We start from the raw sequence: 12,983 nt of genomic DNA, 5'->3' as shown, positions 1-12,983 counted from the left end.
TTTAACCTCAGGTTCGAGTAAAAATTAACTCAGTGGTCTAGCATAAGCAAGCAAACGCTTCTCGGTCACTTTAAACGCGTAGATAATCGACATACTTAAAATCATGTAGAAAATACCCGCGGTAAAGAAAGCTTCAAATGGTGCGTAAGTACGTGAATTGACCAGGCGTGCCACACCGGTAATATCCATCACCGTAACAATACCTGCCACAGCTGAGCCATGCAGCATAAAGATCACTTCATTACTATAAGCTGGTAATGCTCGACGCAACGCGCTTGGTAGAATGATCCGGCGATATATCTTCCATGTAGACATACCATAAGCTTTCCCTGCTTCAATCTCACCTTTATCAAGCCCTTTAATTGCACCGGCAAAAATCTCTGCTGTGTATGCTCCTGTATTCAGAACAAAAGCAACCAAAGCACAGAACCAAGCATGTTCCCATAACGTATCTCGTACTTGCATAAACTGGTTACTACCGTAATAAATCAAGTACAGTTGAACGAGTAACGGCGTGCCTCGGAAAAAGTAGCTATAGCACCACACTGGAAAATTAATAAAATAATTAGAGCTAGTACGAGCAATACCGGCAGGAATCGCAATCACTAATCCAATAATTAATGCTAAACCGACCAACCAAAACGTAGTCCACAGGCCTTCAAAATATAAAGGCAAGCTGTCAATAATGACTGAAAAATCCATGCTTACCTCGTATGTAGTGTGTATTTACGCTCTAACAACCTAAGTAGGCCAATAGAAACGCTAGTAAAAAACAAGAAGATAACCGACACCGTCATGTAAAAAGTAAATGGCATCTTAGTCGAGCCAGCAGCCAGAGCCCCAACGCGCACCATGTCATCTAAACCAATAATCGAAACTAAAGCGGTAGTTTTAAGCAAAACCAGCCAGTTATTGCCAAAACCCGGAATAGCGTGACGAACCATTTGCGGTAACAAGATGCGACGAAAAGACATCACACTACTCATACCATAAGCTTTTGCGGCTTCTAACTCGCCTTTATCGACCGCCATAATCGCACCGCGGAAAGTTTCCGCCATGTAAGCGCCAAAAATAAACCCAATGGTTAATACACCCGCAGTAAATGGACTAACATCAATATAATTGGGAAGATAAGCCGTCCATTCATGGCTTGCGTTATAACTGGTCATCCATTCATTAATTTGTTCATTCAATGAATAGAGAGAATTATTTAATAAAATCTGACCACCGAAGAAAATAAGCATCATCAACACGAGATCAGGAATACCGCGAATAATGGTGGTATAAATTGTCGCGATCACGCGAGCCCAGCGATAAGGAGAAAGTTTTGCCAATGCCCCTAAAATACCAAGCAACACTGCCACAACCAAAGATAGCAACGCGACTTCGATCGTAACCAAAGCGCCTTGTAAAATGGTATGTTCATAACCTTGTAAAAAATCTAACATCATAAAGGTCTAATTTTGTGAGAGGCAGTCCTTTTTGTTTAAGCAGGTACTGCCTCTAATTTTAAAGTGGCTTATTCGCCATAAACATCATACGAGAAGTACTTAGCGGCGATTTCCTGATAAATGCCTTTTTCACGTAGTGAGTCAATGGCTTTGTTCAACTGTTCAGCTAGGTCTTTATCTTGTTTGCGAACCGCGATACCAAAACCATCACCAAACCATTTTTCATCCGTAAGTGATGGGCCTGTGAATTCATAACCTTCTTTCTTATCTAGCATGCCGCTTTGCAGTGCTGACGCATCGCCAAATACAGCATCAATACGACCACCTTCTAAATCAAGGTAAGCTTCATCAAAAGTACCGTAACGTGAGACATCTACGATACCTTTGTAGTTGTCTTCAATGTATTGGTCATGAGTGGTTGAGCGTTGAACACCAATTTTAACGCCTTTTAGACCTTCTTTAGTAAAGGTAATATCAGCGCCTTGTTTCGCGATAAATTTGTTAGGAATCAGTGCGTATTTATGAGTGAATGCCACTTTCTTTTTACGCTCTTCAGTAATTGACATACCTGCGATAATTGCATCATATTTACGAGCAAGTAATGCCGGAATAATACCATCCCAATCTTGCGCGATGATCTGACACTTCGCTTCCATCTCTTTACATAGAGCATTAGCAAGATCAATATCGAAGCCGGCTAGAGTGCCATCGGCTTGCGTGTAGTTAAATGGAGGATAAGCTCCCTCAGTTGCAAAGCGTACTGTTTTCCAATCCTTGGCTTGAGCCACCCCAGATAAAGCTGTAGCCGCAATTGTTGCTGCTAAAAACCACTTTTTCATATCCATACTCCTGTGATTATGACTTTTGTTATGTTGTGTTTTCTGGTTGCTTACTTCATACCCTTTAACGTTTTTAAGTAAAATGTGAGGGTACAAAGCTTATATCAGCATACTTACATACCGTTTGTTGCTGAATTCTTTTAGTTGATTTCTTTTAATTATGGGATTAATAAACCGAAGATATAAACTGCTTAAAGCGTTCCGATTCAGGGTTATTAAACAGTTTTTCGGGTGCGCCTTGTTCTTCCACCTTTCCTTGGTGAAGAAACATTACGTGGCTTGACACATCACGGGCAAAAGCCATTTCGTGAGTCACGACCAACATCGTGCGCCCCTCTTCTGCCAAATCTCGCATAACCCCCAACACTTCACCGACCAATTCTGGGTCAAGTGCGGAAGTCGGTTCATCAAATAACATCACTTCAGGATCAACCGCCAAGGCTCTGGCTATTGCCGCACGTTGTTGCTGACCACCAGAAAGGTGTCCTGGATAATAATCTTTGCGATCATACAAGCCCACTTTTTTAAGCAACAATTCTGCATTTTCAATCGCTTGAGCTTTAGGCACACCTAATACGTGAACTGGAGCTTCGATCACATTTTCTAGCACAGTTAAATGTGACCACAAGTTAAAACCTTGGAATACCATAGCAAGACGTGAGCGAATTCTTTGAACTTGTTTATCGTTGGCAGGTGAAACTTCGTTTTTTCGGTTGGTTTTCATTTGAATCAATTCGCCATTCACCCAAACTTCTCCTGAAGTAGGTGTCTCTAACAAGTTGATACAACGAAGAAAAGTACTCTTACCAGATCCAGACGATCCGATGATAGAGATCACATCCCCTTTGTTTGCCGATAATGAAATACCTTTAAGTACTTCATTGTGACCAAAAGTCTTATGTAAGTCTTTGATATTTAGCGCGGGTACATCCGTCATGCGCTACTACTCCCTTATTTTTGATACACATCTTCCTGATGCTAAAAATAACCTAACACCACTGATTAAGGCTTGCAAACAAAGCGAGTTGCTTAAAAGTCTTACTACAGACGTTTGTTTTGAATTTTTATGCATAATATAGGCATTTCCACTTACATCAAGTAAATATATTCGCCATCGTTTCAATTGACTAAAATATCAGCAACAAAGAAATAGGTCTCATCATGGAATTTGTCAGGCTGACAAAAAATTCAACAAATCCTGTATAATTTATAAAATTTTTTTTAATTTAGCCCAAATTATTGCCATAAAGTGATCAAGATCAACACTGACCAACTTATGTATTGTTAACGTTTGTGAACGGTAAATAGCAAATTAATTGCCAATGTTGATACTAAAACGCAATGACAAATTCTTGCGATTTGATAAGAACAAACTAGGCTTTATCTGACTGGAATGTTCTAGAATTGAACTAGATTAATTATGGTTATTTCCTTTGTATTTTAGATTGCTCAGCGTTACGATACGGCAACTTAGAATACTAATACTAATGGGTTAGACTCTAATCCATCAGTATTATTAATCAGAGTGCACTGGAACCTCCGGGCCGTGAGTAGTTAACCCATTAATTTCTCACAACAGTGCGTATTTTTTCTACTAAAAAGGTAGGTATGTCATGGCAGAGCAATTTGCTAAAGCTTGGGAAGGTTTTGCTAACGGTGATTGGCAAAACGAAGTAAACGTTCGTGATTTCATTCAAAAGAACTACACGCCATATGAAGGCGATGAATCTTTCCTAGTTTCTGAGGGTACTGAAGCAACGAATAAGCTTTGGGCTCAAGTAATGGAAGGTATCAAAATTGAGAACAAAACTCTTGCTCCTCTAGATTTTGACACGTCTGTTATTTCTACCATCACTGCACACGATGCAGGTTACATCAACAAAGATCTTGAAACGATTGTCGGTCTTCAGACTGAAGCACCACTTAAGCGTGCCATCATCCCTAACGGTGGTATCCGTATGGTTGAAGGTTCTTGTAAAGCTTACGGTCGTACTTTAGATCCACAAGTATCTAAAATCTATTCAGAACTACGTAAAACACACAACCAAGGTGTTTTCGATATCTATACTCCAGACATCATGAAATGTCGTAAATCTGGCGTATTAACTGGTCTTCCAGATGCATACGGTCGTGGTCGTATCATTGGTGACTACCGTCGCGTAGCGCTATACGGTATTGATTACCTAATGAAAGACAAATTCGCTCAATTCACGTCTCTACAAGAGCGTTTTGAAAATGGCGAAGACCTAACTGCAACAATGCAACTTCGTGAAGAAATCGCAGAGCAACACCGTGCACTAGGCCAAATCAAAGAAATGGCTGCAAAATACGGTTGTGATATCTCTCGCCCTGCAGAAACTGCACAAGAAGCAATCCAATGGACTTACTTCGGCTATCTAGCAGCAGTTAAATCACAAAACGGCGCGGCAATGTCTCTTGGTCGTACTTCAAGCTTCCTAGATATCTTCATCGAACGTGATATTGCTGCAGGTCGCATCACTGAAGAACAAGCTCAAGAAATGATCGACCACTTCGTAATGAAGCTACGTATGGTTCGTTTCCTACGTACTCCTGAATACGATGAGTTGTTCTCTGGTGACCCAATCTGGGCAACAGAATCAATGGGTGGTATGGGTCTTGACGGCCGTACACTAGTTACACGTACTAACTTCCGTTTCCTAAACAGCCTATACACTATGGGTCCAAGCCCAGAGCCAAACATCACGGTTCTTTGGTCTGAGCAACTACCTGCTGGCTTTAAGCACTTCTGTGCGAAAGTGTCTATCGATACTTCTTCTATCCAGTACGAAAATGATGACCTAATGCGTCCTGACCTACAATCTGATGACTACGCAATCGCTTGTTGTGTATCTCCAATGGTTGTTGGTAAGCAAATGCAGTTCTTCGGTGCTCGTGCAAACTTAGCAAAAACGATGCTATACACCATTAACGGTGGTGTGGATGAGAAACTGAAAATCCAAGTTGGTCCAAAAATGGACAAAATCGAAGGTGAATACCTAGATTACAACGAGTTGTGGGACAAAATGGACCACTTCATGGATTGGTTAGCAAAACAATACGTAACCGCATTGAACTCTATCCACTACATGCACGACAAATACAGCTACGAAGCGTCTCTAATGGCTCTTCATGACCGTGACGTTCGTCGTACAATGGCTTGTGGTATCGCAGGTCTATCTGTTGCAGCTGACTCATTATCTGCAATCAAATACGCAAAAGTTAAGCCTATCCGTGACGAAGACGGTCTAGCGATCGATTTCGAAATCGAAGGTGACTACCCTAAATTTGGTAACAATGACGCTCGCGTTGATGACATCGCATGTGAACTTGTTTCTGTATTCATGGGTAAAATCCGTAAGCTTAAGACTTACCGTGACGCTATCCCTACTCAATCTATCCTTACTATCACTTCAAACGTGGTATACGGTAAGAAGACGGGTAACACTCCAGATGGTCGTCGTGCCGGTACTCCATTCGCTCCTGGTGCTAACCCAATGCACGGTCGCGATGAGAAAGGTGCTGTAGCCTCTCTAACTTCAGTAGCGAAACTACCGTTTGCTGATGCACAAGATGGTATCTCTTACACATTCTCTATCGTACCTAACGCACTAGGTAAGACTGACGATGCGAAGAAAGCCAACCTTGCGGGTCTAATGGATGGTTACTTCCACCATGAAGCAGGCGTTGAAGGTGGTCAGCACCTAAACGTAAACGTTCTTAACCGCGAAACGCTTGAAGACGCCGTTAAGCACCCAGAGAAATATCCTCAGCTAACTATCCGTGTTTCTGGATACGCTGTACGATTCAACTCTCTAACTGCTGAACAGCAACAAGACGTAATCGCACGTACATTTACTGAATCTCTATAATCTTTTAGAGCTTTCAGAATAATGACCAAGCCCTACTCTCTCTTGAGTGGGGCTTTTGTTTATCTATACCCAAATAACTTCAAACTCTCTACAAAAAACTCGTGCTTCTGCTAGGTTAACCCTATCTTTTGTAATAAAATAAAAGCATTAAAAAAGCTAAGGAATTTTCCTATGTCTACTCTTGGTCGTATTCACTCTTATGAATCTTGTGGCACAGTTGATGGCCCCGGTATTCGTTTCATCGTATTCATGCAAGGCTGTTTAATGCGTTGTATGTATTGCCATAACCGCGATACATGGGATACCCATGGCGGCAAAGAAGTGACTGTAGAAGAAATCATTACTGAAGCTAAATCTTACCGTCATTTTATGAATGCATCGGGTGGCGGCATTACCTGTTCAGGTGGCGAAGCAATGTTACAACCTGAATTTGTTCGTGACCTATTTCGCGCAGCACAAGCCGAAGGCATTCATACCTGTCTAGATACCAATGGTTATATTCGTAAACATACTGATGTCATTGATGAAGTTCTTGATGCGACCGACCTTGTGATGCTCGATATCAAACATATGAAAGACGAGATTCATCATGATTTCATTGGCGTATCAAATCGACGCACTTTAGATTTTGCTCGTTATCTACATAAAATTGGTCAGAAAACCTGGTTACGTTACGTTATCGTTCCAGGCTACACCGACGATATCGAAGCCGCTGAAATGCTCGGTGAATTCATCAAAAATATGGATAACATTGAGAAAATTGAACTGCTCCCATACCACAAGCTTGGTGCTCATAAATGGGAAGCGTTAGGGCATGACTACCCACTTGAAGGTGTTGAACCACCGTCAAAAGAGACAATGGAAAAAATAGTAGCAATACTCAGCAAATATAACGATAACGTGATGTTTTAAGTGTTCTTCATTTATCACGTTATAACTAGCGAAATGGAAAGTAAGCTAAACGAATTCAATTAAATTTATCGAGGTTCACCATGGAAATGACTAACGCACAGCGTTTGATCTTATCAAACCAATACAACCTAATGGCGCAACTAGAGCCAAATAACGCAGAGAAATATAAGCGTCTACAAACTATCGTAGAGCGTGGCTATGGCTTACAAATGCGTGAGTTGGATAAAAACTTTGGCCGCATGGAAGAAGATACTTGCCGCGAAATCATCGATATCATGGAAATGTATCATGCAATGCAAGAATCAAATAACATGCTTTCTGAAGCGGATAAAGCGAACGTTGACCAACGTCGCTTACAATTCCTCGGCTTCGATATTGCCACTGAGCACCAAGCCGTAAACTATGTTCGTTTCCTAACAGATTCAGAAGGTCTGTACCCTCAGTTTGATAAAGGTGATCACCACTTCAATGCTCAGATGCCGATGTTAGACAAATATCGCCGCATGATTAGCACATGGCGTAATTGCCCTCGTCAATATCACTTATCGGCGACAGAGCTGACCCAAATCTTTAACGCATAAGATTCTCTTTATACCTATCCCCAAAGCGCGGCTGAATTTAGCCGCGCTTTTGTTTATCTCTTACCTGACACATTGAATTATAGCCCTATTCTGTCAATCCTTCGGTCATTTGTTTTATCTTCGATATTGTCTAATTTGTTTGAATTGCGATCCATGATGAACGAGCAAATGATGACATAAATAAGTACATAATTGTTAAGCAGAATCCAAAATCGAGTCTAGTCTTAATAATAGGGTGTGCAGATTTCACCATTCAATATATTCAAGGGGATTCGCTATGAGTATTTTTGACCACTACCAATCACGCTATGAAGCTTCTAAAGATGAAGAACTTTCTCTCCAAGACTTCCTTTCGTTGTGCCAAAAGGACAAAAGTGCTTATGCGAATGCAGCAGAACGGCTGTTACTCGCAATAGGTGAGCCAGAGATTATAGACACTTCGAAAGACCCAAGGTTAAGCCGGATTTTCTCTAACCGAGTTATTTCTCGTTATAAAACTTTCGAGCATTTTTATGGTATGGAAGAAGCCATTGAGCAAATCGTATCTTACCTAAAACATGCTGCTCAAGGTTTAGAAGAACGTAAACAAATTCTCTACTTACTCGGCCCTGTGGGCGGTGGTAAATCTTCATTAGCCGAAAAACTAAAAGCATTAATGCAACAAATGCCAATTTATGTACTTTCAGCCAATGGCGTTCGTAGTCCGGTTAACGATCATCCATTCTGCTTATTTAATGTCGATGAAGACGGAGAGCTATTAAAAAGTGAATACGGTATTGATCAACGCTACTTACGTTCAATTATGTCACCTTGGGCTGCAAAACGCTTACAAGAGTTTGGAGGCGACATTACCAAATTTAAAGTAGTTAAGGTTCGTCCGTCTATTTTGAATCAAATCGCGATAGCCAAAACTGAGCCAGGTGATGAAAACAACCAAGATATTTCATCACTAGTTGGTAAGGTTGATATTCGTAAATTAGAACATTACTCACAAGATGATCCTGATGCCTACAGTTATTCAGGTGCACTCTGTAAAGCCAACCAAGGGGTGATGGAATTTGTTGAGATGTTCAAAGCGCCAATTAAAGTCTTACATCCCCTACTGACTGCAACACAAGAAGGTAACTATAACGGTACTGAGGGGCTATCAGCCCTCCCATTTGACGGTATGATTCTCGCTCACTCCAATGAATCTGAGTGGAAGACCTTCCGTAATAATAAGAACAATGAAGCTTTCCTCGACCGTGTTTATATTGTCAAAGTACCCTACTGTTTACGCGTGTCTGAAGAGATTAAAATTTATAAAAAGCTACTACTCAACAGTGAACTATCACAAGCACCGTGTTCCCCTAGCACCTTAGATATATTGTCACAATTCAGTATTTTATCGCGCCTAAAAGAGCCAGAAAACTCATCGATATTCTCCAAAATGCGTGTCTATGATGGCGAAACCCTCAAAGACACTGATCCAAAAGCCAAGAGCTATCAAGAGTATCGTGACTATGCTGGCGTAGACGAAGGTATGTCGGGGCTATCGACCCGTTTTGCCTTTAAGATTTTATCGCGCGTGTTTAACTTTGATCAAACTGAAGTGGCAGCCAACCCTGTTCACCTATTCTATGTTATCGAGCAACAAGTTGAACGTGAACAATTCCCACAAGAAACAGCAGATCGCTACCTCGAGTTCTTAAAAGGCTACCTAGTACCTAAATATGTCGAGTTTATAGGCAAAGAAATTCAAACCGCTTATTTAGAGTCTTATTCAGAATACGGACAAAACATCTTTGACCGTTATGTCACCTATGCTGACTTCTGGATTCAAGACCAAGAATATCGCGATCCAGAAACTGGCCAATTATTTGACCGCTCAGCGCTAAACGATGAGCTAGAAAAAATAGAAAAAACTGCCGGAATTAGTAACCCGAAAGATTTCCGTAATGAAATCGTTAACTTTGTGCTTCGTGCTCGCGCCAACAATAACGGCCAAAACCCAGTTTGGACGAGCTATGAAAAACTTCGCACTGTAATTGAAAAGAAAATGTTCTCGAATACCGAAGAGCTACTTCCTGTTATTTCATTCAATGCGAAAACCTCTACTGATGATCAGAAAAAACACGATAACTTTGTTGCCCGTATGATGGAGAAAGGCTACACCAAGAAACAAGTTCGTTTACTAGCTGAGTGGTATTTACGCGTACGTAAGTCCTCATAACTGAATCAGCATTTAGTATTGGTTAACTTGTACTATCACAAAATCAAGTTAACCCTACTGCGCGCTGTAAATACCCAAAGTAATTGGAGTTGCAGTGAGGCGACAGGTCGATGAAGCCCATGAGCATAGCCAGCCTATTCGATTGGGGTGAATGGACGCCGTCAACAAAGCTGCAACTTCAAATACGAAGGGTAAACATGTTGAGGATACTGCTTGGGGAGGCACTATGTCACAGTTTATTGATCGACGTTTAAACGGTAAAAATAAAAGCACAGTCAATCGGCAGCGCTTTATTCGCCGTAATAAAGAACAAATCAAAAAGTCCGTTGCTGAGGCGGTAAAGAAACGTTCTATCACCAATACTGAAACAGGTGAAGATGTATCTATTCCGAATCATGACATTAATGAACCTTCCTTCCATCAAGGCAAAGGCGGCACGAAAGAACGTGTTCACCCAGGTAATGATCAATTTATTACTGGAGATCGTATTGATCGCCCACCAGCAGGCGGTTCTGGTGGTTCAGGGCAAGGTGACGCAAGTAATGATGGTGAAGGCCAAGACGACTTCATTTTTCAAATATCCAAAGATGAATATCTTGATATCTTATTCGAAGATCTTGAGCTACCCAATTTAAGAAAAAACCAAGTCAATAAAATCACCGAATGGAAAACCCACCGCTCTGGTTATCAAACTGCGGGGATCCCTTCTAATATTGCGATAGTCCGTTCATTACAGCAATCACTAGCCAGACGTACTGCGATGACCGCTTCTAAACGTCGTCAAATTCGTGAATTAGAAAGTATGCTTGATGACGTTATGATGAGTGAGCCTGCTCAGCCATTAGAAGAGACGCGAATAAAAAGTGAAATCACCGAACTACGAGAAAAAATCGCCAGCGTTCCTTTTATTGATACCTTTGATTTACGCTACAAAAATTATGAACGTAGACCCATTCCATCGAGCCAAGCGGTGATGTTTTGCTTAATGGATGTTTCAGGTTCAATGGATCAAGCGACTAAAGATATTGCGAAACGTTTTTATGTTTTGCTTTACCTGTTTCTAACTCGCACGTATGAAAATGTAGAAGTCGTATTTATTCGTCACCACACTCAAGCCAAAGAAGTCGACGAGCATGAGTTCTTCTATTCTCAAGAAACCGGCGGCACGATTGTTTCCAGTGCACTAAAATTAATGAGTGACATCGTCAAAGAACGCTACCCGACGAATGAATGGAACATTTATGCGGCACAGGCTTCCGATGGCGATAACTGGGCAGATGATTCGCCACGCTGTAAAGAATTGCTAGTGAAACAATTACTGCCCGATTGCCAATACTATTCTTATATCGAAATCACCAAACGGGCACATCAAACGTTATGGAATGAATACGAAAAAATTGACGAAGCCTTTGATAATTTTGCCATGAAGAACATTCAATCCGTTGACGATATTTTCCCAATTTTTCGCGAGTTATTTCAAAAGCAAACTCAATCTTAAGGGGATGCATTATGGTGAGTAAAACACAACAAACATTAGAAAAACAAAATGCACATCCGGGGTATCCATTACCAACCGGCCCAGATTGGACTTTCGATTTATTAGAACTCTACCATACGGAAATCAAACGTGTGGCGGAACATTATCGTCTTGATACCTACCCAAACCAAATTGAAGTGATCACCGCAGAACAAATGATGGATGCTTACTCCAGTGTGGGAATGCCTATCAATTATAATCATTGGTCTTTTGGTAAACGTTTTATTCAAACAGAGCAAAACTATAAGCATGGCCACATGGGGCTTGCCTATGAAATAGTGATCAATTCCGATCCATGTATTGCCTACCTTATGGAAGAAAACACCATTACCATGCAAGCCTTAGTGATGGCACACGCGAGTTATGGCCATAATTCTTTCTTCAAAGGCAATTACCTCTTTCAATCTTGGACCGATGCTAGTTCAATTATTGACTACTTATTATTCGCCCGTACTTATATCACTGAATGTGAAGAAAAGTACGGCATCAGTGAAGTTGAGAATATTCTCGATTCTTGCCACGCTTTAATGAACTACGGTGTTGACCGCTATAAACGCCCTGAAAAAATTTCAATTCTAGAAGAAAAAGCGCGCCAAGAATCACGAGAGGCTTACTTACAATCACAGGTCAATGAGCTGTGGCGCACCGTACCAAAATCCAACCACGATGAACAACACGAAGCAACCCGTTTTCCGAGCGAACCTCAGGAAAACTTACTGTATTTCATTGAAAAGCACGCCCCACTGCTAGAACCTTGGCAACGAGAAATCGTGCGCATTGTCCGTAAGATAAGCCAATACTTTTACCCACAAAAGCAAACCCAAGTGATGAACGAAGGCTGGGCCACATTTTGGCACTACACCATTTTGAATCACTTATATGATGAAGGTGTGGTTACTGATTCTTTCATTTTAGAATTCCTGCATAGTCATACTAGTGTCGTGGCTCAGCCGGAATACAACAGCCGTTACTACAGTGGCATTAACCCTTATGCACTTGGTTTTGCAATGTTCCAAGATATTCGTCGTATCTGTGAGCATCCAACCGAAGAAGATAAAGAATGGTTTCCTGAAATTGCAGGAAGTGACTGGTTAGACACTCTTCACTTTGCCATGCATAACTTCAAAGATGAAAGCTTCATCAGCCAATATTTATCGCCAAAAGTGATACGTGATTTTAAGCTCTTTTCAGTGCTAGATGACGACAGAAAAAATTATATCCAAGTAAGCGCCATTCATGATGAATTAGGTTATCAAGTGATCCGTGAAAAGCTCGCATCACAATATAATCTCAGTAACCTAGAGCCCAATATTCAGGTATGGAATGTGAATGTGCGTGGCGACCGTTCTCTCACCTTGCAGCATGTCCCACAAGACAGAATTCCACTCAATGATGGCTATCCCGAAGTATTAAAACACCTACACCGCTTATGGGGCTTCGATGTTATTTTGGAAGAAGTGAAAGACTCTGGCCGCAGAGAAGTGTTAGCCACTTGCCCACCTAAATCAGACAACCATACAGGCCATGGAATTTCATAAACTGACTTAATTTTATTGACCGA

The 12,983-nt window shown here is 41.2% G+C and carries 10 protein-coding genes; 6 read left to right on the top strand and 4 right to left on the bottom strand.

Features of this window, described 5'->3' with window-relative positions; translation table 11 throughout:
• Nucleotides 1-24 precede the first annotated feature (24 nt).
• From QQJ93_RS06730 to QQJ93_RS06715, 4 genes are all read right to left on the bottom strand, one after another.
• On the bottom strand, nt 25-702 hold the full coding sequence (locus QQJ93_RS06730; RefSeq protein WP_089122758.1) for an ABC transporter permease: 678 nt from the start codon (nt 700-702) through the stop codon (nt 25-27).
• Between the two features lie 2 nt (nt 703-704).
• Entirely contained in the window at nt 705-1,448 is a 744-nt protein-coding gene (locus QQJ93_RS06725; protein ID WP_089123575.1) for an ABC transporter permease, read from the bottom strand.
• 71 nt (nt 1,449-1,519) lie between these two features.
• Complete coding sequence (locus QQJ93_RS06720) at nt 1,520-2,290, bottom strand: ABC transporter substrate-binding protein (protein WP_089122757.1); 771 nt, start codon at nt 2,288-2,290, stop codon at nt 1,520-1,522.
• A 166-nt stretch (nt 2,291-2,456) separates the two neighbouring features.
• Nucleotides 2,457-3,227: an ABC transporter ATP-binding protein gene (locus QQJ93_RS06715; RefSeq protein ID WP_089122756.1), complete on the bottom strand. Its 771-nt coding sequence runs from the start codon at nt 3,225-3,227 to the stop codon at nt 2,457-2,459.
• A gap of 676 nt (nt 3,228-3,903) precedes the next feature.
• Here QQJ93_RS06715 and pflB point away from each other — a divergent pair.
• The 6 genes from pflB to QQJ93_RS06685 all read left to right on the top strand — a co-directional run bounded on the left by pflB (nt 3,904) and on the right by QQJ93_RS06685 (nt 12,960).
• Complete coding sequence (gene pflB / locus QQJ93_RS06710; protein ID WP_089122755.1) at nt 3,904-6,180, top strand: formate C-acetyltransferase; 2,277 nt, start codon at nt 3,904-3,906, stop codon at nt 6,178-6,180.
• Nucleotides 6,181-6,351: 171 nt separating this feature from the next.
• On the top strand, nt 6,352-7,092 hold the full coding sequence (pflA, locus tag QQJ93_RS06705) for a pyruvate formate lyase 1-activating protein (RefSeq protein ID WP_089122754.1): 741 nt from the start codon (nt 6,352-6,354) through the stop codon (nt 7,090-7,092).
• An 80-nt stretch (nt 7,093-7,172) separates the two neighbouring features.
• Complete coding sequence (locus tag QQJ93_RS06700; protein ID WP_089122753.1) at nt 7,173-7,673, top strand: YfbU family protein; 501 nt, start codon at nt 7,173-7,175, stop codon at nt 7,671-7,673.
• Nucleotides 7,674-7,950: 277 nt separating this feature from the next.
• Entirely contained in the window at nt 7,951-9,885 is a 1,935-nt protein-coding gene (locus tag QQJ93_RS06695) for a PrkA family serine protein kinase (RefSeq protein WP_089122752.1), read from the top strand.
• A gap of 226 nt (nt 9,886-10,111) precedes the next feature.
• Nucleotides 10,112-11,383 carry a YeaH/YhbH family protein gene (locus QQJ93_RS06690; protein ID WP_089122751.1) on the top strand — a complete coding sequence of 424 codons (1,272 nt, stop codon included), beginning with the start codon at nt 10,112-10,114 and terminating at the stop codon, nt 11,381-11,383.
• 11 nt (nt 11,384-11,394) lie between these two features.
• On the top strand, nt 11,395-12,960 hold the full coding sequence (locus tag QQJ93_RS06685; protein ID WP_089122750.1) for a SpoVR family protein: 1,566 nt from the start codon (nt 11,395-11,397) through the stop codon (nt 12,958-12,960).
• The last annotated feature ends 23 nt before the right edge of the window (nt 12,961-12,983 follow it).

The sequence above is a fragment of the Vibrio algivorus genome (assembly GCF_030161215.1).
GTDB classification, from domain to species: domain Bacteria; phylum Pseudomonadota; class Gammaproteobacteria; order Enterobacterales; family Vibrionaceae; genus Vibrio; species Vibrio algivorus.
The sequence above is the reverse complement of the archived record's forward strand: the minus strand, read 5'-3'. Positions and strand labels throughout refer to the sequence as shown.

Bases quoted from the DNA above. Each gene is read 5' to 3' on its own strand.
- QQJ93_RS06685 (WP_089122750.1), top strand. From the start codon at position 11,395: ATGGTGAGTAAAACACAACAAACATTAGAAAAACAAAATGCACATCCG.
- QQJ93_RS06700 (WP_089122753.1), top strand. From the start codon at position 7,173: ATGGAAATGACTAACGCACAGCGTTTGATCTTATCAAACCAATACAAC.
- QQJ93_RS06695 (WP_089122752.1), top strand. From the start codon at position 7,951: ATGAGTATTTTTGACCACTACCAATCACGCTATGAAGCTTCTAAAGAT.
- QQJ93_RS06690 (WP_089122751.1), top strand. From the start codon at position 10,112: ATGTCACAGTTTATTGATCGACGTTTAAACGGTAAAAATAAAAGCACA.
- QQJ93_RS06715 (WP_089122756.1), bottom strand. From the start codon at position 3,227: ATGACGGATGTACCCGCGCTAAATATCAAAGACTTACATAAGACTTTT.
- QQJ93_RS06730 (WP_089122758.1), bottom strand. From the start codon at position 702: ATGGATTTTTCAGTCATTATTGACAGCTTGCCTTTATATTTTGAAGGC.
- pflA (WP_089122754.1), top strand. From the start codon at position 6,352: ATGTCTACTCTTGGTCGTATTCACTCTTATGAATCTTGTGGCACAGTT.
- QQJ93_RS06725 (WP_089123575.1), bottom strand. From the start codon at position 1,448: ATGTTAGATTTTTTACAAGGTTATGAACATACCATTTTACAAGGCGCT.
- QQJ93_RS06720 (WP_089122757.1), bottom strand. From the start codon at position 2,290: ATGAAAAAGTGGTTTTTAGCAGCAACAATTGCGGCTACAGCTTTATCT.
- pflB (WP_089122755.1), top strand. From the start codon at position 3,904: ATGGCAGAGCAATTTGCTAAAGCTTGGGAAGGTTTTGCTAACGGTGAT.